We start from the raw sequence: 19,557 nt of genomic DNA on the forward strand, positions 1-19,557 counted from the left end.
CTCAGGGCGGGTCGTTGGGCGCCTGGGGGCGACAGCAGCGTAGCCGCGGGTGGGGCTCCGGCCGTGCCCAGAGGAATCCCTGGCCGACGCGGCACCCGGCATCGATGAGCTGGTCGCGCTGCTGCAGGGTCTCGACCCCCTCGGCCACCACCTCAAGCCCGAGGACATGGGCGAGCTGCAGGATGGTCTCCACGATGGAGCGGGATTCCGGCGTGGTCTCCATGTCCCAGATGAAGCCGCGGTCGATCTTGACCCGGTTGATGGGCAGGCGCTTGAGGTAGAGCAGGGACGAGTAGCCGGTGCCGAAGTCGTCGATGCTCAGCGACACTCCGGCCCGGCGCAGGGCGGCCAGCCGCTCCAGGGTGCGGGGGCTGAGATCCATGATGGTCGACTCGGTGATCTCCAGCTCCAGGTGCCGTGCCGGCAGGCCGGTCTGCTCCAGCGTACGCAGGACCGTCTTTTCGATGTTGCCGTTGTGGAACTGGGCCCCGGACAGGTTGACGGCGATGCGCCCGAACTCGCGTCCCTGGTCCAGCCAGGTGCGCCCTTGCTGACAGGCCTGGTGGAGGATGTCCTCCCCCAGCGCCGCCATGGTTCCGACCTCCTCGGCGACCGAGATGAAGGCGCCCGGGGCCAGTAGCCCCCGGTCCGGGTGGTGCCAGCGGACCAGGGCTTCGATGCCCACGATCTGACCGGTCTGCAGCTCGACCTGGTGCTGGAAATAGGGGACCAGTTCACCGCGCTGCAGGCCCTGACGCATCTCCTGGGCGAGATCCAGCCGGCGCTGGGCATGTTCAGTCAGCTCCTCGGCGTAGAAGCACGTGGTGTTGCGTCCCTCGGCCTTCGCCTTGTGCAGCGCCGAGTCGGCGTTGCGGACCAGCGCCTCGACGGTCTCGCCGTTGTCCGGATACATGCTGATGCCGATGCTACACCGGCACTGGAACCAGCGGCGGCTGTACTGGAACGGTCGCTCCAGTTCCTGGTGGACGGTCTCAGCGCAGGCGAGAGCGTCCCGGTGGTCGCGGATCTCGGCCAGGCAGATGCTGAACTCGTCGCCACCCAGTCGCGCCAGGGTGTCATCGGCGCCGAGGCGCGCCTGGAGGCGGTGAGCCACCTGGCGGAGGACGCGATCGCCGGCGGTATGACCGAGGCTGTCGTTGACGTCCTTGAAGTGGTCGAGGTCGATGAACAGCACGGCTAGCTGTTCACCGGACTGTCGCGAGCGCTCCAGGGCGCGGGCCATGCGGTCCTTGAACAGCAGGCGATTGGCGAGGCCGGTGAGCGCATCGTGGTAGGCCTGGAACTGCAGCCGCTCCTGGGAACGTTTGAGCTCGGTCAGGTCGCTAAAGACGGCAATGTAGTTGACGACTTCGCCGTAGGCCCCGGTGACACGGCTGATGGTCACCCACTTCGGCTGCAGGGTGCCGTACTTGGAGCGGTCCCAGAGTTCGCCGGACCAGCTACCTTCCCGTTGGATCGACTCCCACATGGCCCGGTAGAAGTCGTCGTTGTGGTGGCCCGACTGCAGGATCCGCGGCGTCAGCCCGATGAGCTCGTCCTCGGTGTAGCCGGTCATTCGCGCGAAGGCGTCGTTGACCTGGAGGATGCGGCTCTCGGCGTCGGTGATCAGGATCCCGTCCCGCGTGGCGGTGAAGACCTTGGCCGACAGCTGCAGGCGTCGTTCCATCTCCTTGCGCCCAGAGATGTCACGCAGCGTGGCGCAGCAGAGGGTCTCGTCCTCCAGGTGCAGCGGGGTGAGCACCACCTCCAGCCAAAGGTGTTCGCCCTGCGGGGTAACGTGCACCCACTCAAAACGTTGGGCGCCCTCGATGAGTGCGGTCTCGAGCAGGTTTTGTGCCCGCTCCGCCGCCGAGGATCCGTCCGGCTGGAGTTGCGAGGAGATGGCCTCCGGGCGCAGGCCGATCAGCTGCTGCGGATCCTCCCAGCCCAGCATGCGGGCAGCCGCCGGGTTGCAGGCGATGAAGTGCCCATCGCGCAGGATCAGCATCCCGTCTTCGCTGTGCAGGAAGAGGGTCTGCGTCAGGCTGCTCGAGAGCGCCGGGGCCGGAGTGGTTGGGGGAACCACGTCGTCTTTCACAGGGGTTAGCTCACGGGTCCGGTGCCACGATGCGGTTGCGCAGGGTGCCGAGCCCCTCGACCTCACAGGTGACGATGTCCCCGGCCTGCAGGAAGCGGGGCGGGGTGCGGGCAAAACCGACGCCGGCCGGCGTGCCGGTGGCGATGATATCCCCGGGAACCAGGGTCATGACCCGCGAGAGCGTGGCGATGACCGCGGGGATGGAGAAGACCATCTCGCCGGTATGCGACTGTTGCTGGGTGGTGCCGTTGACCTGACAGGAGAGGGCAAGGCCGTGGGGATCGGGTACCGCGTCGGCGGTGGTGATCCAGGGCCCCATCGGGCAGCTGCCGTCCACCGACTTGCCGAGGAAGAACTGCTTGTGCCGGAATTGCAGGTCACGTGCCGACAGGTCGTTGATCACCGTATAGCCGAAGACATGCTGTAGTGCCTCGCTCTCCGGGATGTGCCGGCCACCCCGGCCGATCACCACGCCGAGCTCCACCTCCCAGTCCAACTCCCGGGTGACGGCTGGGTCGAGGAGGAAGTCCGCGTATGGGCCGGCGACGGTGGTCGTTGCCTTGGTAAAGACCACCGGCGCCTCGGGCAGCGCCAGCTCGTCACCCTTGGCCTGTTGCGACTCTCGGGCGTGGTCGGCGTAGTTCAGGCCCAGGCACATGATGTTGCGGGGTGGCTGCGGCAGCGGAGCCAGGAACGTCAGGGCCTCGGCCGTGACCCGCGGCCAGTCGTAGCCGGCCTCGGGTAAGGTGCCGGCGCACAGGTGTCCGCCCAGATCACCCGCGACGGGTGAGACGGCCCAGCGGTCGCCCTGTTCGTGGATGGCGACCCGGGTGACGCCCTGGTGAACAACGGTGGTGATGCGCATGCTGCCGTTTCCGCCTTGGGGGTTGCGGTCAAGCCTGTCGGCCCCGCATTGTCCCGCATTTGGGGCCGGTCGTCGACGGTGATCGGTCGGATGATGCGGATCGGGGGGCGGCATGCACGATGAAAGTGGCGACAATGCCCTGGAACGGGCGACGCTGGAAGCGGTCCGGCGGATGGCGGCGGCCTTTGCCGATCCGCTGCTCGCCCCGTTGGACGCGGGTGCCGACGGCGTCGCCCAGCGCTACCAAGCGGAAGGGGACGCGCAGGCGGGGACGGAGTATGTGCTGGCGCTGACCAGCGTCGCCGGGTGCCGGGTCGAGGTACGTATCCCGCGAAGCGATCTGCTGGCGCTGGAGGGGTCGGGGGTGGTCCACGCGGTCTACCAGACCCTTGTGCGCGAGTGTGGTGCCCATCTGGCCGAGCGCGAGACGCTGATCGTCACCACCCGAGGGCGACCCGGGCCGGGGCAGCTGCTCAGTGTCTACCGGCGCCGCCTTGGTTAGGCCAAGCCGGCGTCCCCACAGGAGTTTCGCTTCTGGTAAGGTACGCCCACGACGCATTTAGCCTGTGGTATCCGCCCGCCCATCGGAGAGGTCAACGGGGAGCTCATGACCAAGAACTTTCTGGATTTCGAGCAGCCGATCGCCGAGCTAGAAGCCAAGATCGAAGAGCTGCGCAACGTCGGCCAGGATTCCGAGGTCAACATTAACGAGGAGATCCAGCGCCTCGAGGCCAAGAGCCGCTCGCTGACGGAGAAGATCTTCTCCTCGCTGAGCGCCTGGCAGATCGTGCAGCTGGCCCGTCATCCCGAGCGCCCCTACTTCTTCGACTACGTTGAGCGGATCTTCACCGATTTCCAGGAGCTTCACGGTGACCGAGCCTATGCCGACGATGCCGCCATCGCCGGTGGCCTGGCGCGCTTCGACGGCCGCCCGGTGATGGTCATCGGGCAGCAGAAGGGGCGGGATACCAAGGAGAAGGTGCGGCGCAATTTCGGCATGCCCCGACCGGAGGGGTATCGCAAGGCGCTTCGGCTGATGCGCATGGCGGAGCGCTTCGGTCTGCCGATCTTTACGTTCATCGATACGCCGGGCGCTTATCCCGGCGTCGGCGCCGAAGAGCGCGGACAGAGTGAGGCCATTGCGCGGAATCTGGCCGAGATGGCACAGCTGCGCGTTCCGGTGATCTGCACCGTGATCGGTGAAGGCGGGTCGGGCGGCGCGCTGGCGATCAGCGTTGGCAATCGACTGCTGATGCTGCGCTACTCGGTGTATTCGGTGATTTCGCCAGAGGGGTGCGCCTCGATCCTGTGGAAGAGTTCCGAGCGGGCCGCGGATGCGGCCGAGGCCATGCAGATGGCGGCCGAGCGGCTGCACGACCTGGGGGTCGTCGATCGCGTGATCCCCGAGCCGCTCGGGGGCGCCCACCGGGACTACGACGCGATGACCGAGAGCGTGCGCGAGGTGCTGCGCGAGGAGTGGGGGCGGGTCGCGCAGATGAGCCCGGATGAGCTCGTGGCCGACCGGCACCGGCGGCTTGCGGGGATCGGTCAGCCCCAGGGGTAACCTGCGTGCTCGACCCCGGGGCGCTGGTGGCGCGGTTGTTGGCCCTGGCCCCCGCGGCCGCGGGCTACCGGGTCGCCTTCAGCGGCGGGCGGGATTCCACGGCACTGCTTCACGCCCTGGCCGAAGGTCGCGATGAGTTGCCAGCGCCGCTGGGTGCAGTCCATATCGATCACGGCCTGCACGCCGGATCGGCCCGCTGGGCGGAGCATTGCCGGGCCGTGTGCCAGCGCCTGGGGGTGGCACTCGTGTGCCGCCGCGTGGATGTGCCTTCCCCCGTCGGTCAGGGCCTGGAGGCCGCCGCCCGGGAGGCGCGCTACCGGGCTTTCAGTGCCCTGGTGGCCCCCGGCGAGTGCCTTGTCTTGGCGCACCACGCCGAGGATCAAGCCGAGACCTTCCTGCTCCGGGCACTGCGCGGGGGGGGGCTGCACGGGCTGTGCGCCATGCCGACAACCCGACCGCTGGGGCGGGGTCGGTTGGCGCGGCCGCTGCTGGAGGTGCCGCGTGCCTCTTTGACGGCCTACCTGCAGGCCCGTGGTGCGGACTGGATCGAGGATCCGGCCAATCGGGATCCTGCCCATGACCGGGTCTATCTGCGCGAGCATGTGCTGCCGGCGTTGGCGGCGCGCTGGCCGGATGCAGCTGGCCGCCTGCAGGCGGGGGTGGCTGCCCTGCAGGCGGATCAGGCCTTGCTGGATGGCTACCTGGACAGCGATCTGGCGGCGGCGCGTGCCGCCGACGGGCGCCCGGCGGTAGCTGAGCTGCTGCGACTGGCGCCGTATCGGCGTCAGGCCGTGCTTCGCCACTGGCTGGTTCGTTCCGGGCACCGTCCGCCGCCGGGCCGGCGGCTGGCCGTCGGCGTGCAGGCGCTACTTGAATCGGGCGAAGGGGCTCAGCCGGAGTTGCGTTGGCCGGACGGGTGCATCCGCCGCTACCGGGGGCGGCTCCACTTGCTGCCCGCCGAGTCGTTGGGCGCGGATCCCGATCCGGAGCCGTGCTCCTGGTTTGGCCGGGGGGCGCTGAGCCTGGCCGGGGGCACGTTGTCAGCGCGGTGGAGCCCGCGGGGTATCGACGGACAACTCCTTGCGCAGGGGGTGACGGTGGTCTTCCGTGCCGCAGTGCTGGATGCGGATGCCCGGCGCAGGCTGCAGCGCCTGTATCAGCGGTTGGGTGTCCCGCCCTGGGAGCGCAGCCGGGTTCCGGTGGTCTTCTCCGGTCATCGCCCGATCGCCGTGCCGGGCTACGGTGTGGCCCCATCGTGCCGGGCCATGCCGGGGGTGCGACTGCTGTGGCAACCGCCTCGTGTCGCGGGTCAGTCGGCGTCCAGCTGATCGGCCAGGGGCAGGCGCAGCCCGTGGCGGTCGGCGGGGTTGTAGAGCCCGGTCTCGGCATCGTGGCCGCTACCGAAGCCGACGTAGCTGTGCCGGCCGTAGCGCGCCAGACGCTGCAGCGCCTCGCGAGCCTCTTCGGCGTCCTCGGCGGCGAGGGCGATCAGCGGTTGTCCGCCCCCGGTGGTGCTGGCCCAGGCGACGGGGGAACGGTCCACCGGCCGGATCCGATCGGTGACGCAGGCCTTGATCGCCTCGAGGTGTTCGCTGACCGCTTCCCTGGGGCCGACGATCAGAAGGGGGCGGTCGCGATCCGGGGCGCCGGGCTCGACCTCGCCGCGCAGCGCCCGCTCGGCGGCTGCTTCCAGGCCGTCCCAGCTAGCGACCAGGGTCACGGACTCGGCCAGCAGGGTGTCGCGCAGGATGGAGACTCCCTCACCGAGGGCCAGCTGGCGGTACAGGTGGTGGTCCGGGTCGGCCTGTAGGTAGCGGGGAGCGGTCTCGCTGGTGAACTCGATCCGGGTTCGCTCCCCCGGTTGCAGGCGGATGTCCCGTTCGTCCAGACGGCCGTCTTCGCCCTTAAGCACGACGGGGACAGAGACCGGGTAGCCGTCCTCATCCCAGGCAATGTCTACCCGGATCCGAAAGCGGTCGTCCCCCTCGTGGGCGACCTCGAGCGTGCGTTCATCCAGTTCCAGCTCCGGGGCGCGGGTGGCCGAAAGGAACCACTCGAACAGCGCCGGGACGGTTTCGGCGTCCGCGCCCTCGTCCTCCGCAGCTCCCGCGAAGGCGGTCTCGAGGTCCGACCAGCTAGCCTCCTGGTGGGCGTGCCGGGCGTAGAACCGGCGCACTGCCTGGTCGAAAGCCGCTTCGCCGAGGCTTCGGCGCAGGGTATGGAAGAGTTGGGCGCCGCGCTGGTAGCCGATGATCTCGTCGACCGTCCCCCGGTTGTGCCGGAACTCGCTGAGCGGATAGTCAGCCGCATCGGGGAGCGCGGCCTGGCTGCGCAGCCAGTCTCCTCGCAGGCGCTGCGCTTGCTCGGTATCCCGCTGCGCGGCCTGGTGGTAATCGCCCATGTAGTAGGTCAGGGCCTCGTTCCAGTTCCCTTCGTCGTAGTTGGTGTAGACACCGCGGCCCCACCAGTTGTGGACGACTTCGTGGGGCAGCGAGGTCTCCGGGATGAAGGGCAGGGGGATGACCTGCTCGCCGAGGGCGGTGAATCCGGCAAAAGCCAGGCCCACGGGGTATGGTGCGGCGACCACCGAGTAGGTCTCGTGCGGTGGCGGGCCGATCCAGTCGCTGTATTCGTCCAGGTAGGCCCCGGTCTTCTCCAGGTAGAGGTCGTGGTGCTCCGCGAGGTGTTCAGGGAAGAACGTGTGGACGGTCCCGTGACGGACGGATCGGCTGCGTTGCTCCCATTCGCCGGCGAACAGGGTGATGCCACGCGCTGGCGCCGGATGGCGGAACTCGACGCGGCGCAGGCCGTCTGAAATGCGCTCATCGACGCGCGTTCCCTCGGCCACCACCTGGAGAGGTTCCGGCACAGTGACGTTCAGCCGGTAGCCCGTACGCCGTTCCGCCGGGCGGGGGTACCAGCCGGCCTCCGCGGCGAGCCAGGCGCCCTCGGGTCGCAGGTGGGCACCCCGGCTTTCCTCGCCGGGTTCGCCGGACCAGCGCAGCCGGGCTTCAGTGGCCTCCCCGGGGCGCAGGATGACCCCCCGTTGGCCCAGTTTCTCCGCGCTACCGGCGTCGAGCGCCACCTCGTCGATGCGGTATCCCGGCCCGACAGCCAGAGAGAATGGTCCCTCGTCCGGGAGTTGCAGAGTCAGGCGCCCCTCGAGCCGGCCATCGTCGGGGTGCAGGCGGACATCCATCTCGGCCTGTGGGTCATCGGGCCACGAGCTGGCAGCCGCCACCGGCAGGATGGCGAGCAGGGCGGCGGCGAGGATGCGGGCGAGCCTGCACATGCGGGCATCATAGCGCACCCTGGCTGGGCGCGTCGTCCGTGCCGGCTGCCGACGACAAGCATCGGTTGTCGATGGCAACTGCCTTTTTCGACCGCCCTCCTTAGCCTGCGACGATGGCATGTAATCCTGGATCTGAAGACGCGCGGGCCCAGTTCGCCGAACGACTCCGCCAAGCCCTCCACCGGTGTGGAGTCGGTCCGCGGGAGTATGCCCGGCTGGGTCGTATGGTCGGGGTATCCAAGCAGGCGGCGCGCGGCTGGCTCGAGGGCCAGAACTTCCCCACCCGGGAGCACATCGCCCTTCTCGCCCGGGCGCTGGGCGTGCGCCACGGCTGGCTGGAGTACGGCGAGGGGCCGATGCACCCCGGTGAGGTGCTGGCCGAGTCGGGTGGTGCCGAGTATTCGGCGTCCCGTTTCACTCTCGATGAGGGGGAGGTGCGCCTGATCTCGGTCTATCGTCGGCTCGACGTCACCTCGCGGGCCGCCGTGGACCAACTCATCAACGTCCTGAGCGATTGCTTCGGCTCCGAAGGGCCGCGTGGCGGAGACTCCTGAGCCGCCGGGTGCGTTGTGGGCCTACCCCCCTTCTGGTAAGGTTCCGCCATTCCGTTTCCCGGTTCACCCTTCCCTCGGCTGGCTCTGTCCATGACGCGTTATCTATTCATTACCGGTGGCGTGGTTTCCTCCCTGGGCAAGGGCATCTCGGCCGCCTCCCTGGGGACCATCCTCCAGGCGCGCGGCCTGAGCGTGACCCTGATCAAGCTCGACCCGTACATCAATGTCGACCCGGGGACGATGAGCCCTTTCCAGCACGGCGAGGTCTACGTCACTGACGACGGGGCCGAGACGGATCTGGATCTGGGTCACTACGAACGGTTCGTGCGTGCCCCGGTCAGTCGCCGCAACAACTTCACGACGGGCCGGATCTACGAGAGCGTGATCCGCAAGGAGCGCCGTGGGGACTACCTCGGTGGTACTGTGCAGGTCATCCCCCACGTCACCGATGAGATCAAGCGCTGCATCCAGGAGGGGGCCGACGATGTCGACGTCGCGCTGGTCGAGATCGGTGGGACGGTGGGCGATATCGAGTCGCTGCCCTTCCTCGAGGCGATCCGTCAGATGGGTACTGAGCTCGGGCGTGAGCGGTGCCTGTTCATGCATTTGACCCTGGTGCCGTTCATCGGCACCGCCGGGGAGATGAAGACCAAGCCGACGCAGCACTCGGTCAAGGAGCTGCGCTCGATCGGCATCCAGCCGGATATCCTGGTCTGCCGCGCGGCGCACCCGATCCCCGAGGAGGAGCGGCGCAAGATCGCCCTGTTCACCAACGTCGATCCGCGCGCGGTGATCGCGGCGCTGGATGTGCCGAACATCTATCAGATCCCCGAGGAGTTGCATCAGCAGGGGCTCGATCACATCGTCGCCGAGAAGTGGGGCTTGGAGCTGCCGCCGGCGAACCTGGGGGACTGGCACCGGGTCGTGGAAATCATGTCCAACCCGGAGGGCGAGGTGACGGTGGCCATGGTCGGCAAGTACGTCGACCTGACCGACGCCTACATGTCTCTCAACGAGGCTTTGCGTCACGCCGGTATCCAAGCCCGGCAGCGGGTGAATATCCGCTATGTCGACTCGGAGTCCCTGGAGCGCGAGGGGTGCGCGGCACTGGAGGGGGCGGACGCGATCCTAGTGCCGGGTGGCTTCGGGCAGCGTGGTATCGAGGGCAAGATCGAGGCCGTGCGCTATGCTCGGGAGCATCGGGTACCGTACCTCGGCATCTGTCTGGGCATGCAACTGGCAGTCATCGAGTATGCACGGCACCGGGCGGGGCTGGAGAACGCCCACAGCACCGAGTTCATCCGCCACCCGCACCATCCGGTGATCGGTCTGATCACCGAGTGGATGACCGACGACGGTGACCTCGAGCAGCGCGGTGAGGCCGACGACCTGGGCGGCACCATGCGCTTGGGCGGGCAGCCCTGTCGGCTTGGCGCCGGGAGCCTGATCAATCAGGTCTACGGCAAGGATCGGATTGTCGAGCGCCATCGCCACCGTTACGAATTCAACAACCACTACCGTGAGCGCCTGGCCGAAGCGGGCCTGAGCTTCTCGGGGTGGTCCCAGGACGGCCGGCTGGTCGAGGTCGTGGAGCTACCCAACCACCCCTGGTTCATCGGCTGTCAGTTCCATCCGGAATTCACCTCCACGCCCCGGGACGGGCATCCGCTGTTCGCCAGTTTCGTGCGGGCAGCGATGGCCCGTCGCGACGGTACTGCGCAGGCCCTGAATTATGAGCAGCATTGAGCTTTGCGGGTTCCGCGCCGGCCTCGAGCAGCCGCTGTTCCTGATCGCCGGCCCCTGCGTGATCGAGTCCGAGCAGCTGGCGCTGGACAGTGCCCACGAGCTGCGCGAACTCTGCCGCGAACTCGGCGTCCCGCTGATCTACAAGTCGTCCTTTGACAAGGCCAACCGCTCCTCGGCCCAGAGCTATCGCGGCCCCGGCATGGAGGCGGGGCTGCGGGTACTTGAGCGGGTGCGCGGCGAGCTTGGGGTGCCGGTGATCACCGACGTCCACGAGGACACCCCGCTCGACGAGGTCGCCTCCGTGGTCGATGCCCTCCAGACCCCGGCCTTTCTCTGTCGCCAGACCAACTTCATCCAGCGGGTGGCCGCCTGCGGGCTCCCGGTCAACCTGAAGAAAGGGCAGTTCCTCGCCCCCTGGGATATGGCTCACGTCGTCGACAAGGCGCGCGCCACCGGCAATCGGCAGATTCTGGTCTGCGAGCGCGGGGTATCGTTCGGCTACAACAACCTGATCTCCGACATGCGGGCGCTGGCCGTGATGCGTGACACCGAGGCGCCGGTGGTCTTCGACGCCACGCATTCGGTGCAGTTGCCCGGTGGCCAGGGTCACGCCTCGGGCGGCCAGCGGGAGTTCGTTCCCGTGCTCGCGCGGGCCGCGGTGGCTGCCGGCGTGTCGGGGCTGTTCATGGAAACCCATCCGGATCCCGAACGCGCGCTGTCCGACGGCCCGAATGCGTGGCCACTGGAGCGGATGCGCGAACTCCTTGAGACGCTGATCGCCTTGGATCGCGTGGTCAAGGAGCGGGGATTCGCCGAGCAATGAAGGAGCGACTGAATCATGGCGAACATCGAGCGTGTCATCGGCCGCGAGGTACTGGACTCCCGCGGCAACCCCACCGTCGAGGCGGATGTCTGGCTGGATGACGGCAGCTTCGGCCGCGCCGCGGTCCCCTCCGGGGCCTCGACCGGCAGCCGTGAGGCGGTGGAGCTGCGTGACGGCGGAGCGCGCTACAACGGCAAGGGGGTGCGCACCGCGGTGGAGCATGTCAATACCACCATCCGCGAGGCGCTGCAGGGCGTCAGTGCTGACGATCAGGCCGCCCTGGACCGGCAGCTGATCGAGCTTGACGGCAACCCCAACAAGGACCGCCTCGGTGCCAACGCCATCCTCGCCGTGTCCATGGCCGTGGCCCAGGCGGCGGCGCGCAGCCGCGGACTGCCCCTTTACCGCCACCTCCAGCAGGAGGGCTCCTCGGCTCAGTTGCCGGCACCGATGATGAATATCCTCAACGGCGGTGAGCACGCCGACAACAGCGTGGACATCCAGGAGTTCATGATCATGCCCCTCGGGTTCGATCGGTTCTCCGAGGCCCTGCGCTGTGGCGCCGAGATCTTCCACGCCCTGAAGAAGGTCCTCAACGAGCGCGGACTCTCCACGGCCGTCGGCGACGAAGGTGGCTTCGCCCCGGATCTGCCCTCCAACGAGGCGGCGCTGGAGGCCATCATCGAGGCCGTGGAGCGCGCCGGCTATCAGCCTGGTGAGCAGGTGGCCCTGGCTCTCGACGTGGCGAGCTCCGAGCTCCACAGCAACGGCCGCTATCGACTCGCCTCCGAGGGTCGTGACTTCGATGCGGCCTCTTTTGCCGACTACCTGGCGCAGCTCGTCGACCGGTATCCGATCGTCTCCATCGAGGACGGCATGGATGAGTCCGACTGGGACGGCTGGAAGATCCTAACCGAGCGCCTCGGGGACCGGGTGCAGCTGGTGGGCGACGACCTGTTCGTCACCAATCCGCAGATCCTGCGCCAGGGGATCGATCGCGGCATCGCCAACTCGATCCTGATCAAGCTCAATCAGATCGGTACGGTGACCGAGACGCTGGAGGCGATCCGCATGGCCGACGAGGCCGGCTACACTTCGGTGGTTTCCCACCGTTCGGGCGAGACCGAGGATGTGGCGATTGCCGATCTGGCCGTGGCGACGCGGGCGACCCAGATCAAGACCGGTTCGCTGTGCCGCTCGGATCGGGTGGCCAAGTACAACCAGCTGCTGCGCATCGAGCAGGAGCTTGGCGACGATGCCCGTTACGTGGGTCGCGACGCGCTCCGCCCCGAGCAGGGGTAGGCCGGTGACCACCGCGTGGGGCCGTCGCGGGAGGGCGCCATGCGTTGGGTGAACGGGTTGCTCGGCGTGCTGCTGATCCTGCTGCAGGGCCAGCTCTGGTTCGGGCAGGCCAGCATCCCCGGCCTGCTTGAGCTGCGCAGCGCAGTCGCCGCGCAGCAGGCGGAGAACGAGCGGGCCGAGGCGCGCAACGAGGCCCTGGCAGCCGAGGTGGAAAACCTCAAGGAGAGCACGGAGGCCCTCGAGGAGCGGGCACGCTATGAGCTCGGCATGATCCGTCAGGATGAGGTCTTCTACCAGGTCGTGGAGGAGTGATGGCGCGCTACTGGGCGGTGATACCGGCGGCGGGTGTCGGTCGGCGTATGGGGGGCGGGGATGGCCCCAAGCAGTACCGTTCGCTGTTGGGTCGGCCCGTTATCGGCTGGGCCCTGGAGCGCCTGCTCGGGCACCCAAAGGTAGCCGGGGCTGTCGTGGCGCTGGCTGCCGACGACGGCTACTGGAATGCCCTGGGCCTGGCCGACGAGCTGCCGGACAAGCCCGTGCACCGTGTTGATGGAGGCGCCGAGCGGCGCGATTCGGTGCGGGCGGCCCTGGATTACCTAAGCGGGATCGCCGGGCCGGAGGACCGCGTGCTGGTCCACGATGCCGTGCGTCCTTGTCTCAGCGCGGCGGAGCTGGACCGGCTGATCGAGGAGGGTGGCCCAGCCGCCGATGGGGCGCTGCTGGCGACCCCCGTGCGCGATACCCTCAAGCGTGCCGCCGCGGGGTGCGTGGATGCCACCGTCTCTCGGGACGGGCTATGGCAGGCGCAGACGCCGCAGCTTTTCCCGCTGGAGCGTCTTTCCGCGGCACTGGATGCGGCCCTTGCGGCCGGTGTCGCCGTCACCGACGAGGCGCAGGCTGTGGAGTGGCACGGCGGTCACCCGCGTCTGGTGACCGGCGAGGCCGGCAATCTGAAGATCACTCACCAGGCTGACCTGGATCTGGCTGCCGCCGTGCTCGCGGCGCAGCGGGCGGCCACAGAGAGGGAGCGAACGGCGTGATTCGTGTCGGGCAGGGTTTTGATGTTCATCGCTTCGGCGGCAAGGGCGAGGGGTTTCGGCTGGGCGGGGTGGCCATTCCGTACCACAAGCGGCTGGAGGCCCACTCGGACGGCGATGTGCTCTTGCACGCGGTCACCGATGCCCTGCTCGGAGCGTGTGGACTGGGGGATATCGGCCGCCACTTTCCGGACGACGACCCGCGCTGGCGGGATGCGGACAGCACCGGGCTGCTGGCATCGACGCTGCGGTTGGCCGCGGAGGCTGGATGGGTGCCGGTGAACGTTGATGGCACCGTGATTGCCCAGGCCCCCAAGTTGGCCCCCTACATCGATGCCATGCGGCAGGCCACGGCGGATGCCATGGAGCTGGCGCCCGGGGCGGTCAACGTCAAGGCGACCACCAGCGAGCGGCTCGGTTTCACCGGGCGTGGCGAGGGGATCGCCGCGATGGCCGTTGTCCTGGTGGAATCGGCCCCGGGGCGGGGTTGATCCGGGCCTTCGGCGGTCCCCTGGGTACGGCGCGACTGCGCGCCTGTCCCGAGGACTTCCGGGTGGATGAAATCCTCCCGTTCCGGCCTTCCGGCGGTGGAGAGCACTGCCTGCTCCAGATTCGCAAGAGGGGCTGGACCACCGAGGCGGTCGCCCGGCTGCTGGCATCCCAGGCCGGCGTGGCGCGGGGTGCGGTGAGCTTCGCCGGCCTCAAGGACCGGCACGCGGTCACCACGCAGTGGTTCTCCGTTCACGCGCCGAAGCCATGCCCGGCCCTCGCGCCGGGCTGCCTGGACGACGGCCTGGAGGTCGTCAGCGCCACACGCAATGCCCGCAAGCTGCGGCGCGGAGCGCTCAGCGGCAACCGCTTCAGCCTGCTTATGCGCAACGTGTCCGCGCCGCGCCGGGCGGTGGAGCGGCGGTTGCTGGCCATTGCCCGGTGCGGGGTGCCCAATTATTTCGGCCCGCAGCGGTTCGGGCGCGGGGGCCGCAATCTGCAGCAGGCCCGTGCCTGGCTGCTCGATGGCGAGCCGGTACGGGGGCGCACCGTGCGGGGGCTGTTGATCTCCGCGGTGCGCTCGGACCTGTTCAATCGTGTGCTGGCGCGGCGAGTGGCGGCGGGTAGCTGGGATGTCGTGCGGCCCGGAGAGCGAGCAGCCCTCGATGGCACCGGCAGTCACTTCCCCGTGGAGGTGCTTGACGCCGCGCTGCGTCGCCGCGTTGTCCAGGGTGATGTCCACCCCACTGGGCCGTTGCCGGGGGTCGAGGGCGACGGGCCGAGAGGCGAGGTGGCCACCCTCGAGTCCGAGGTCCTGTCCGAAGAGCCAGAGCTGCTCGGCGCGCTCGCCCAGCGGGGCGTTCGCGCCGACCGGCGGCCGCTGCGCCTGATGCCTCGGCGGCTGGCCTGGCACTGGCCCGCGCCGGATACCCTCTCGCTTGAGTTCACCCTGACCGCCGGGGCTTACGCCACCACAGTGGTCGCTGAGATCCTCGATACCGCGGAGGAGTGAGGCCCGCGTCCCCGGCGGCCGGGGACGCGGCTCCTAGCCCCGGTTGCGCAGCAGCACGTAGACGGCTCCGGTGCCGCCATCGCTCTCCGGGGCCGAGGCAAAGGCCAGAACGTCGTCGCGGCGCCTCAGCCATTGATCCACCGAAACCTTGAGCACCGGTTGCGGCTGTCGCGAGCCGCGTCCCTTGCCGTGGATGATACGCACGCAACGCAAACCGCGATCAGCGGCGCTCGCTAGGAAGAGCACCAGCTCACGGTAGGCCTCGCGCCGGGTTAGCCCGTGCAGATCCAGCTGGGCCGCCGGCGGGTAGTGCCCCCGGCGTAACTGTCGGATCACGCGTCGCTTGACCCCGGCGCGGTAGTAGAGCAGTTCCTCGCCGGTCTCGACCTCCGCCGGGTCGGGCGGGGGATCGAGCAGGCTCTCGACAACCCGGCGTTCGTCGGCTTCACGCTGGGCAGGGCGGGGCGGCGGGGGAGGCGGTCGCGTATCGGCCCGGTCGTTTTCGTAACGGCGCACGCCGGCCATGGCCCGGCGGAACACGGCCGCCTCGTCCGCCGGGTCGCGGGAGTCGCCGCTGTCGTCTTGCCCGTTGCTCATGCCCAACCCCACGGTGGTGCTCCCCGACACGTTATACTGCCAATCTTGGCGGCAACTGTGTGTTCGAGGCTGCGCCTGCAGGAGCGAGATGTACATTCTGATCAGCAACGATGATGGTTACCAGGCCGAGGGGATCCTGACCCTGGCCGAACGGCTCGGCACCGTGGCGCGGGTGACCGTGATGGCGCCCGAACGGGACCGCAGCGGAGCCAGCAATTCGCTGACGCTTGAGGACCCCATCCGGGTCAATCAGATCGAGCCCCACCGTTACCGGGTCCAGGGAACACCGACCGACTGTGTGCACCTGGCGCTCACCGGGCTGCTGGAGGAGGATCCGGACATGGTCTTCTCCGGCATCAATGCCGGTGCCAATCTGGGCGACGACGTGCTCTACAGCGGCACGGTGGCGGCCGCCATGGAAGGGCGCTACCTGGGGCTGCCGGCGGTGGCCATCTCCCTGGCCGGGACCTGGGCGCCGGTCCACTACGACACGGCGGCGCGGGTGGCCGTCAAGCTGCTCGAGCAGATCCAGGATGATCCGCTGCCGCCGGATAGCATCCTCAACGTCAACGTGCCGGATCTGCCCTGGGATGAGATCCAGGGCTTCCACGCCACTCGGCTCGGCTGCCGCCACCGGGCCGAGCCGGTGATCAAGCAGCACGATCCGCGCGGTCGCACCATCTACTGGGTGGGGCCACCGGGCTCGGAACAGGACGCCGGCCCGGGGACCGACTTCTACGCGGTGCGCAACGGCTTCGTCTCGGTGACGCCGATTCAGGTCGACCTGACCCGGCACCAGGGGCTGGAGCAGGTCCGCGGCTGGCTGGACGGGGTGACCTGGTGATGCGTGAGCGGAATGCAACCGGTATCGGCATGACGTCTCAGCGGACCCGGGACCGGCTGGTGGAAGCGCTGGCCGCCCAGGGGATCCACGATGAACGGGTGCTGGCGGCGCTGCGCGAGGTACCCCGCCACCTCTTCGTGGACGAGGCCCTGGAGAGCCGCGCCTACGAAAACACCCCGCTGCCCATCGGCGAGGGGCAAACCATCTCCCAGCCCTGGGTGGTGGCGCGGATGACGGAACTGCTGCTCGAACAAGGGGTGCCGGAGCGCGTGCTGGAGGTGGGGACCGGCTCGGGGTACCAGGCGGCGGTACTGGCCCGGCTCGTGCCTCGGGTCTACAGCGTCGAGCGTATCGGCTCGCTGTTGCGCAAGGCCCGCGAGCGGCTGCACACCGCCCGCCTGTTCAACTGCCAGCTCCGCCACGGGGACGGCTACGAGGGCTGGCCCGAGTACGCCCCCTACGACGGCATCATCGTGACCGCGGCGCCGGAGGCGCTACCGGAGGCGCTGCTTGAGCAGCTTGCCGACGGGGGACGTCTGGTGGCGCCGATTGGCGGGGCCGGTTACCAGGAGCTGCTGGTGGTGGATCGTCGTGGCGACGAGTACGAGCAGCGTCGGGCGGCCGGGGTCTCTTTCGTGCCGATGCTTGAGGGGCGGATCTGAGTGCGACTGTTCGGACCGCTGTACAGCTGGACGGTACGGTGGGCGGGTCACCGCCGGGCCCCCTGGGCCCTGGGTGGGCTCAGCGTCGCCGAGTCGTCGGTGTTTCCGATCCCGCCGGATGTCTTGCTCGCGCCGATGTCCCTGGCGCGGCCGAACCGGGCGGCGGCCTTCGCCCTGATCGCCACGGTGGGGTCCGTGCTCGGTGGATTGATCGGCTACGCCCTGGGCCACTTCGCCCTCTATCTGGTTGAGCCCTGGATCGCGGCTGCCGACTACGAGCAGGCCTATCGGACGGCGGTGGACTGGTTCCAGGATTGGGGCTTCTGGGTGGTGCTGGTGGCGGGCTTCTCGCCGATCCCCTACAAGGTCTTTACCGTGGCGGCCGGTGCCACCGGGGTTGCCCTGGTTCCGTTTGTGGTCGCGTCGCTGCTCGGGCGTGGGGCACGGTTCTTCCTGGTAGCGGGGCTGGTAGCCTGGGGAGGAGCCCGGCTTGAGCCCTGGCTCCTGCGCCACGTCGAGCGGATCGGCTGGATCAGTGTCGTCCTGCTGCTGCTCGGAATGCTGTGGGTCAAATACGGATAGCCGTCCCATGGTGGGCAACCCGTCGCGAGCGCTGGCCTGGGCACTGATCTTCCTGCTGATGCCCGGGTGCGCGACGCTCTGGGACGGGGACTGGGAAGAGGATGGACACCGTCGTATCTATCTCTACGAGGTGCAGCCAGGCGATACGCTCGGCCGCATCGCCTGGCGGCACGGGCTGCGGGTCGAGCAGCTGCAGCGCTGGAACGAGCTGGCCAACCCGGACGAGATCCAGGCCGGGGCTTACCTAGTGCTCAATCCGCCCGGCGACGAGGGTGCTGCGGGAGGGCACGCAGCGGATACGGCCCCGGGGCAGACCGAGGATACGACCCGGGAGCCGCCCCCGCCGCCGGACGATGCGCCGGACTACGAACTCGGCTGGGTCTGGCCGGCCGACGGTGAAGTGCGGCGCTCCTACGCCACCGACAGCGGTGGCAAGAGCGGCATCCAGATCGGCGGTTCGGAGGGGGACACGGTGCGCGCCGCGGCCGGTGGTGAAGTGGTCTACAGTGGCAGCGGTCTGCGTGGTTACGGCAACCTGGTCATCGTCATGCACGATGACCGCTTCTTGTCGGCCTATGGCTACAACCGAGCCCTGAACGTGGCGGAGGGCGAGCGGGTCAGCGGCGGCGACCCCATCGCCGAGATGGGGCGAGCCCCTGGGGCTGATGAAGCCAGCCTGCACTTCGAGATCCGCATCGACGGAGAGGTGGTCGACCCGGAGGATTACCTGCCTGCGCGCGATTTGTGAAAAGGGGTTAACGGTTCACACTTTTCTTGTTGCGCTGGCGATGGTTTGGTAATAACTTAACCATAGGCCGAGTTGATTCCGTTTCAAATAACGATCATCAAAACAAGGGGTTAGGTCTCCTCGGCAAAGGGTTCTTGGGGGCGGTGCGCTAGCACCGGGAGTTGACAAGGAGCCGATCCCCCATCGGCTGCCCAAGGAGCCGGGCTTGGAAGCCCGGCGAGCGGTTCTGCAGAGACCACTGGGAGGTCCGCGATGACCCTCGATACCGCGGTTGGCAGCGTATACCCGTACGCTGATTCGGAGACGGAGCAGGATACCCCGATGACGGATGACCCCATGGAGCTGATGCAGCCTGGGGGCATGGATGGGGCCAGCGAGCCCGAGCCGGAACGCCGGCCTCGCAGCAGGAATCGATCCAGTGCCGAGTGCCGGACGGCGCTGGACGCCACGCAGCTTTACCTCAACGAGATCGGGCACGCCTCTTTGCTTACCGCCGAGGAAGAGGTCACGTTGGCGCGTCGAGTCCAGCAGGGCGACGCGGCGGCCCGGGCTCGCATGATCGAGAGCAATCTCCGTCTGGTGGTCAAGATCGCCCGGCGCTATATGAACCGCGGGCTCGCCTTCCTCGACCTCATTGAAGAGGGCAACCTGGGGCTGATCCGTGCCGTGGAGAAGTTCGATCCCGAGCGCGGGTTCCGGTTTTCCACCTACGCCACCTGGTGGATCCGGCAGACCATCGAGCGCGGCATCATGAATCAGACCCGCACCATCCGGTTGCCGATCCACGTCATCAAGGAGATCAACCAGTACCTGCGCACCCAGCGGCGGCTGACGCAGACACTGGATCACGAGCCTACGGTCGACGAGATCGCCGAGGCCATGGGCCGCTCAGCGGAGGACGTCCGGCGGATGCGCGGCCTCAACGAGGGGACCACCTCGGTGGATGTCCCCATCGGCAAGGACTCCGACCGGGTGCTGCTCGATGCCATCCCCGACGAGACGCAGAGCGTGCCGGACAGCGCGCTGGAAGATGGCGAGGTTATGCAGCACCTGGAGGACTGGCTCTCGGTCCTCACCGACAAGCAGCGCGCCGTGCTGGAGCGGCGTTTCGGGCTCAACGGACACGAACGCTACACCCTTGAGCAGGTGGGCGCGCAGGTCGGGGTGACGCGCGAGCGGGTCCGTCAGATCCAGATCGATGCCCTGCGGCGCCTGCGTGAACTCATGGAGCGGGATGGCTACTCCCAGGAGGCGGTCTTCGGCTAGCGCGTCAGGCAATCGAGCTGGGACGCGAGGCGTTCTCCTACGGAAAAGGGTCAGGGATTTGATAAGCTGACCTGGC

Annotated in this window: 20 protein-coding genes; 16 read left to right on the plus strand and 4 right to left on the minus strand. The window is 68.5% G+C overall.

The annotated features are described in order from the left end of the window. Position 1: 1 nt before the first annotated feature. Complete coding sequence (locus LRG10_RS02115) at positions 2 to 2,098, minus strand: bifunctional diguanylate cyclase/phosphodiesterase (RefSeq protein ID WP_238634572.1); 2,097 nt, start codon at positions 2,096 to 2,098, stop codon at positions 2 to 4. A 10-nt stretch (positions 2,099 to 2,108) separates the two neighbouring features. Next, positions 2,109 to 2,963, minus strand: coding sequence for a fumarylacetoacetate hydrolase family protein (locus tag LRG10_RS02120; protein WP_201170556.1), 855 nt, complete (start codon positions 2,961 to 2,963; stop codon positions 2,109 to 2,111). 112 nt (positions 2,964 to 3,075) lie between these two features. On the opposite strand from LRG10_RS02120, the gene LRG10_RS02125 reads away from it, so the two are divergent. The 3 genes from LRG10_RS02125 to tilS all read left to right on the plus strand — a co-directional run bounded on the left by LRG10_RS02125 (position 3,076) and on the right by tilS (position 5,855). Continuing rightward, positions 3,076 to 3,465 (plus strand): hypothetical protein, encoded by a 390-nt coding sequence (locus LRG10_RS02125; RefSeq protein ID WP_201170554.1) that lies wholly within the window; start codon positions 3,076 to 3,078, stop codon positions 3,463 to 3,465. A 105-nt stretch (positions 3,466 to 3,570) separates the two neighbouring features. Next, positions 3,571 to 4,527 (plus strand): acetyl-CoA carboxylase carboxyltransferase subunit alpha, encoded by a 957-nt coding sequence (locus tag LRG10_RS02130; RefSeq protein ID WP_201170552.1) that lies wholly within the window; start codon positions 3,571 to 3,573, stop codon positions 4,525 to 4,527. Positions 4,528 to 4,532: 5 nt separating this feature from the next. Continuing rightward, a complete protein-coding gene (gene tilS, locus LRG10_RS02135; protein ID WP_238634578.1) occupies positions 4,533 to 5,855 on the plus strand; it encodes a tRNA lysidine(34) synthetase TilS in 1,323 nt (440 codons plus the stop codon). On the opposite strand, the gene LRG10_RS02140 is transcribed toward tilS, so the two are convergent. After that, positions 5,837 to 7,819, minus strand: coding sequence for a M1 family metallopeptidase (locus LRG10_RS02140; RefSeq protein ID WP_238634580.1), 1,983 nt, complete (start codon positions 7,817 to 7,819; stop codon positions 5,837 to 5,839). The genes tilS and LRG10_RS02140 overlap by 19 nt on opposite strands. 224 nt (positions 7,820 to 8,043) lie before the next feature. Here LRG10_RS02140 and LRG10_RS02145 point away from each other — a divergent pair, with 224 nt between their 5' ends. From LRG10_RS02145 to truD, 8 genes are all read left to right on the plus strand, one after another. Next, positions 8,044 to 8,373, plus strand: coding sequence for a helix-turn-helix transcriptional regulator (locus LRG10_RS02145; RefSeq protein WP_201242617.1), 330 nt, complete (start codon positions 8,044 to 8,046; stop codon positions 8,371 to 8,373). A gap of 90 nt (positions 8,374 to 8,463) precedes the next feature. Next, complete coding sequence (locus tag LRG10_RS02150) at positions 8,464 to 10,119, plus strand: CTP synthase (RefSeq protein WP_238634582.1); 1,656 nt, start codon at positions 8,464 to 8,466, stop codon at positions 10,117 to 10,119. Next, on the plus strand, positions 10,115 to 10,942 hold the full coding sequence (gene kdsA / locus LRG10_RS02155) for a 3-deoxy-8-phosphooctulonate synthase (RefSeq protein ID WP_338018475.1): 828 nt from the start codon (positions 10,115 to 10,117) through the stop codon (positions 10,940 to 10,942). The genes LRG10_RS02150 and kdsA overlap by 5 nt, the downstream gene beginning before the upstream one ends. A gap of 15 nt (positions 10,943 to 10,957) precedes the next feature. Continuing rightward, the gene (eno, locus tag LRG10_RS02160) at positions 10,958 to 12,244 is read left to right on the plus strand and encodes a phosphopyruvate hydratase (protein WP_238634590.1); all 1,287 of its coding nucleotides are present in this window, start codon (positions 10,958 to 10,960) and stop codon (positions 12,242 to 12,244) included. Between the two features lie 39 nt (positions 12,245 to 12,283). Then, on the plus strand, positions 12,284 to 12,556 hold the full coding sequence (ftsB, locus tag LRG10_RS02165; RefSeq protein WP_201170538.1) for a cell division protein FtsB: 273 nt from the start codon (positions 12,284 to 12,286) through the stop codon (positions 12,554 to 12,556). Next, positions 12,553 to 13,284 carry a 2-C-methyl-D-erythritol 4-phosphate cytidylyltransferase gene (gene ispD, locus LRG10_RS02170; protein ID WP_201170535.1) on the plus strand — a complete coding sequence of 244 codons (732 nt, stop codon included), beginning with the start codon at positions 12,553 to 12,555 and terminating at the stop codon, positions 13,282 to 13,284. The genes ftsB and ispD overlap by 4 nt, the downstream gene beginning before the upstream one ends. Then, the gene (gene ispF, locus LRG10_RS02175) at positions 13,284 to 13,772 is read left to right on the plus strand and encodes a 2-C-methyl-D-erythritol 2,4-cyclodiphosphate synthase (RefSeq protein ID WP_338018474.1); all 489 of its coding nucleotides are present in this window, start codon (positions 13,284 to 13,286) and stop codon (positions 13,770 to 13,772) included. The genes ispD and ispF overlap by 1 nt, the downstream gene beginning before the upstream one ends. Further along, entirely contained in the window at positions 13,769 to 14,782 is a 1,014-nt protein-coding gene (gene truD, locus LRG10_RS02180) for a tRNA pseudouridine(13) synthase TruD (protein ID WP_207190325.1), read from the plus strand. Before ispF ends, truD begins: the two co-directional genes overlap by 4 nt. A gap of 33 nt (positions 14,783 to 14,815) precedes the next feature. Here the strand turns inward: truD and LRG10_RS02185 are convergent, their stop codons facing one another. Beyond that, positions 14,816 to 15,379: a Smr/MutS family protein gene (locus tag LRG10_RS02185; RefSeq protein WP_238634595.1), complete on the minus strand. Its 564-nt coding sequence runs from the start codon at positions 15,377 to 15,379 to the stop codon at positions 14,816 to 14,818. Positions 15,380 to 15,467: 88 nt separating this feature from the next. On the opposite strand from LRG10_RS02185, the gene surE reads away from it, so the two are divergent. The 5 genes from surE to rpoS all read left to right on the plus strand — a co-directional run bounded on the left by surE (position 15,468) and on the right by rpoS (position 19,481). After that, positions 15,468 to 16,223: a 5'/3'-nucleotidase SurE gene (gene surE, locus LRG10_RS02190; RefSeq protein WP_201170529.1), complete on the plus strand. Its 756-nt coding sequence runs from the start codon at positions 15,468 to 15,470 to the stop codon at positions 16,221 to 16,223. Then, complete coding sequence (locus LRG10_RS02195) at positions 16,223 to 16,885, plus strand: protein-L-isoaspartate(D-aspartate) O-methyltransferase (RefSeq protein ID WP_201170528.1); 663 nt, start codon at positions 16,223 to 16,225, stop codon at positions 16,883 to 16,885. Before surE ends, LRG10_RS02195 begins: the two co-directional genes overlap by 1 nt. Next, positions 16,886 to 17,467 (plus strand): YqaA family protein, encoded by a 582-nt coding sequence (locus LRG10_RS02200; protein WP_201170527.1) that lies wholly within the window; start codon positions 16,886 to 16,888, stop codon positions 17,465 to 17,467. 7 nt (positions 17,468 to 17,474) lie between these two features. Continuing rightward, a complete protein-coding gene (locus LRG10_RS02205; RefSeq protein ID WP_238634597.1) occupies positions 17,475 to 18,215 on the plus strand; it encodes a peptidoglycan DD-metalloendopeptidase family protein in 741 nt (246 codons plus the stop codon). A gap of 252 nt (positions 18,216 to 18,467) precedes the next feature. Continuing rightward, positions 18,468 to 19,481 (plus strand): RNA polymerase sigma factor RpoS, encoded by a 1,014-nt coding sequence (gene rpoS, locus LRG10_RS02210; RefSeq protein WP_201242613.1) that lies wholly within the window; start codon positions 18,468 to 18,470, stop codon positions 19,479 to 19,481. The last annotated feature ends 76 nt before the right edge of the window (positions 19,482 to 19,557 follow it).

It is taken from the genome of Halorhodospira sp. 9628 (genome assembly GCF_022228075.1).
Lineage (GTDB): Bacteria > Pseudomonadota > Gammaproteobacteria > Nitrococcales > Halorhodospiraceae > Halorhodospira > Halorhodospira halophila_A.

Bases quoted from the DNA above. Each gene is read 5' to 3' on its own strand.
- LRG10_RS02120 (WP_201170556.1), bottom strand. From the start codon at position 2,963: ATGCGCATCACCACCGTTGTTCACCAGGGCGTCACCCGGGTCGCCATC.
- LRG10_RS02125 (WP_201170554.1), top strand. From the start codon at position 3,076: ATGCACGATGAAAGTGGCGACAATGCCCTGGAACGGGCGACGCTGGAA.
- LRG10_RS02130 (WP_201170552.1), top strand. From the start codon at position 3,571: ATGACCAAGAACTTTCTGGATTTCGAGCAGCCGATCGCCGAGCTAGAA.
- LRG10_RS02140 (WP_238634580.1), bottom strand. From the start codon at position 7,819: ATGTGCAGGCTCGCCCGCATCCTCGCCGCCGCCCTGCTCGCCATCCTG.
- LRG10_RS02145 (WP_201242617.1), top strand. From the start codon at position 8,044: ATGGTCGGGGTATCCAAGCAGGCGGCGCGCGGCTGGCTCGAGGGCCAG.
- LRG10_RS02150 (WP_238634582.1), top strand. From the start codon at position 8,464: ATGACGCGTTATCTATTCATTACCGGTGGCGTGGTTTCCTCCCTGGGC.
- eno (WP_238634590.1), top strand. From the start codon at position 10,958: ATGGCGAACATCGAGCGTGTCATCGGCCGCGAGGTACTGGACTCCCGC.
- ftsB (WP_201170538.1), top strand. From the start codon at position 12,284: ATGCGTTGGGTGAACGGGTTGCTCGGCGTGCTGCTGATCCTGCTGCAG.
- LRG10_RS02185 (WP_238634595.1), bottom strand. From the start codon at position 15,379: ATGAGCAACGGGCAAGACGACAGCGGCGACTCCCGCGACCCGGCGGAC.
- surE (WP_201170529.1), top strand. From the start codon at position 15,468: ATGTACATTCTGATCAGCAACGATGATGGTTACCAGGCCGAGGGGATC.
- LRG10_RS02195 (WP_201170528.1), top strand. From the start codon at position 16,223: ATGCGTGAGCGGAATGCAACCGGTATCGGCATGACGTCTCAGCGGACC.
- LRG10_RS02205 (WP_238634597.1), top strand. From the start codon at position 17,475: ATGGTGGGCAACCCGTCGCGAGCGCTGGCCTGGGCACTGATCTTCCTG.
- rpoS (WP_201242613.1), top strand. From the start codon at position 18,468: ATGACCCTCGATACCGCGGTTGGCAGCGTATACCCGTACGCTGATTCG.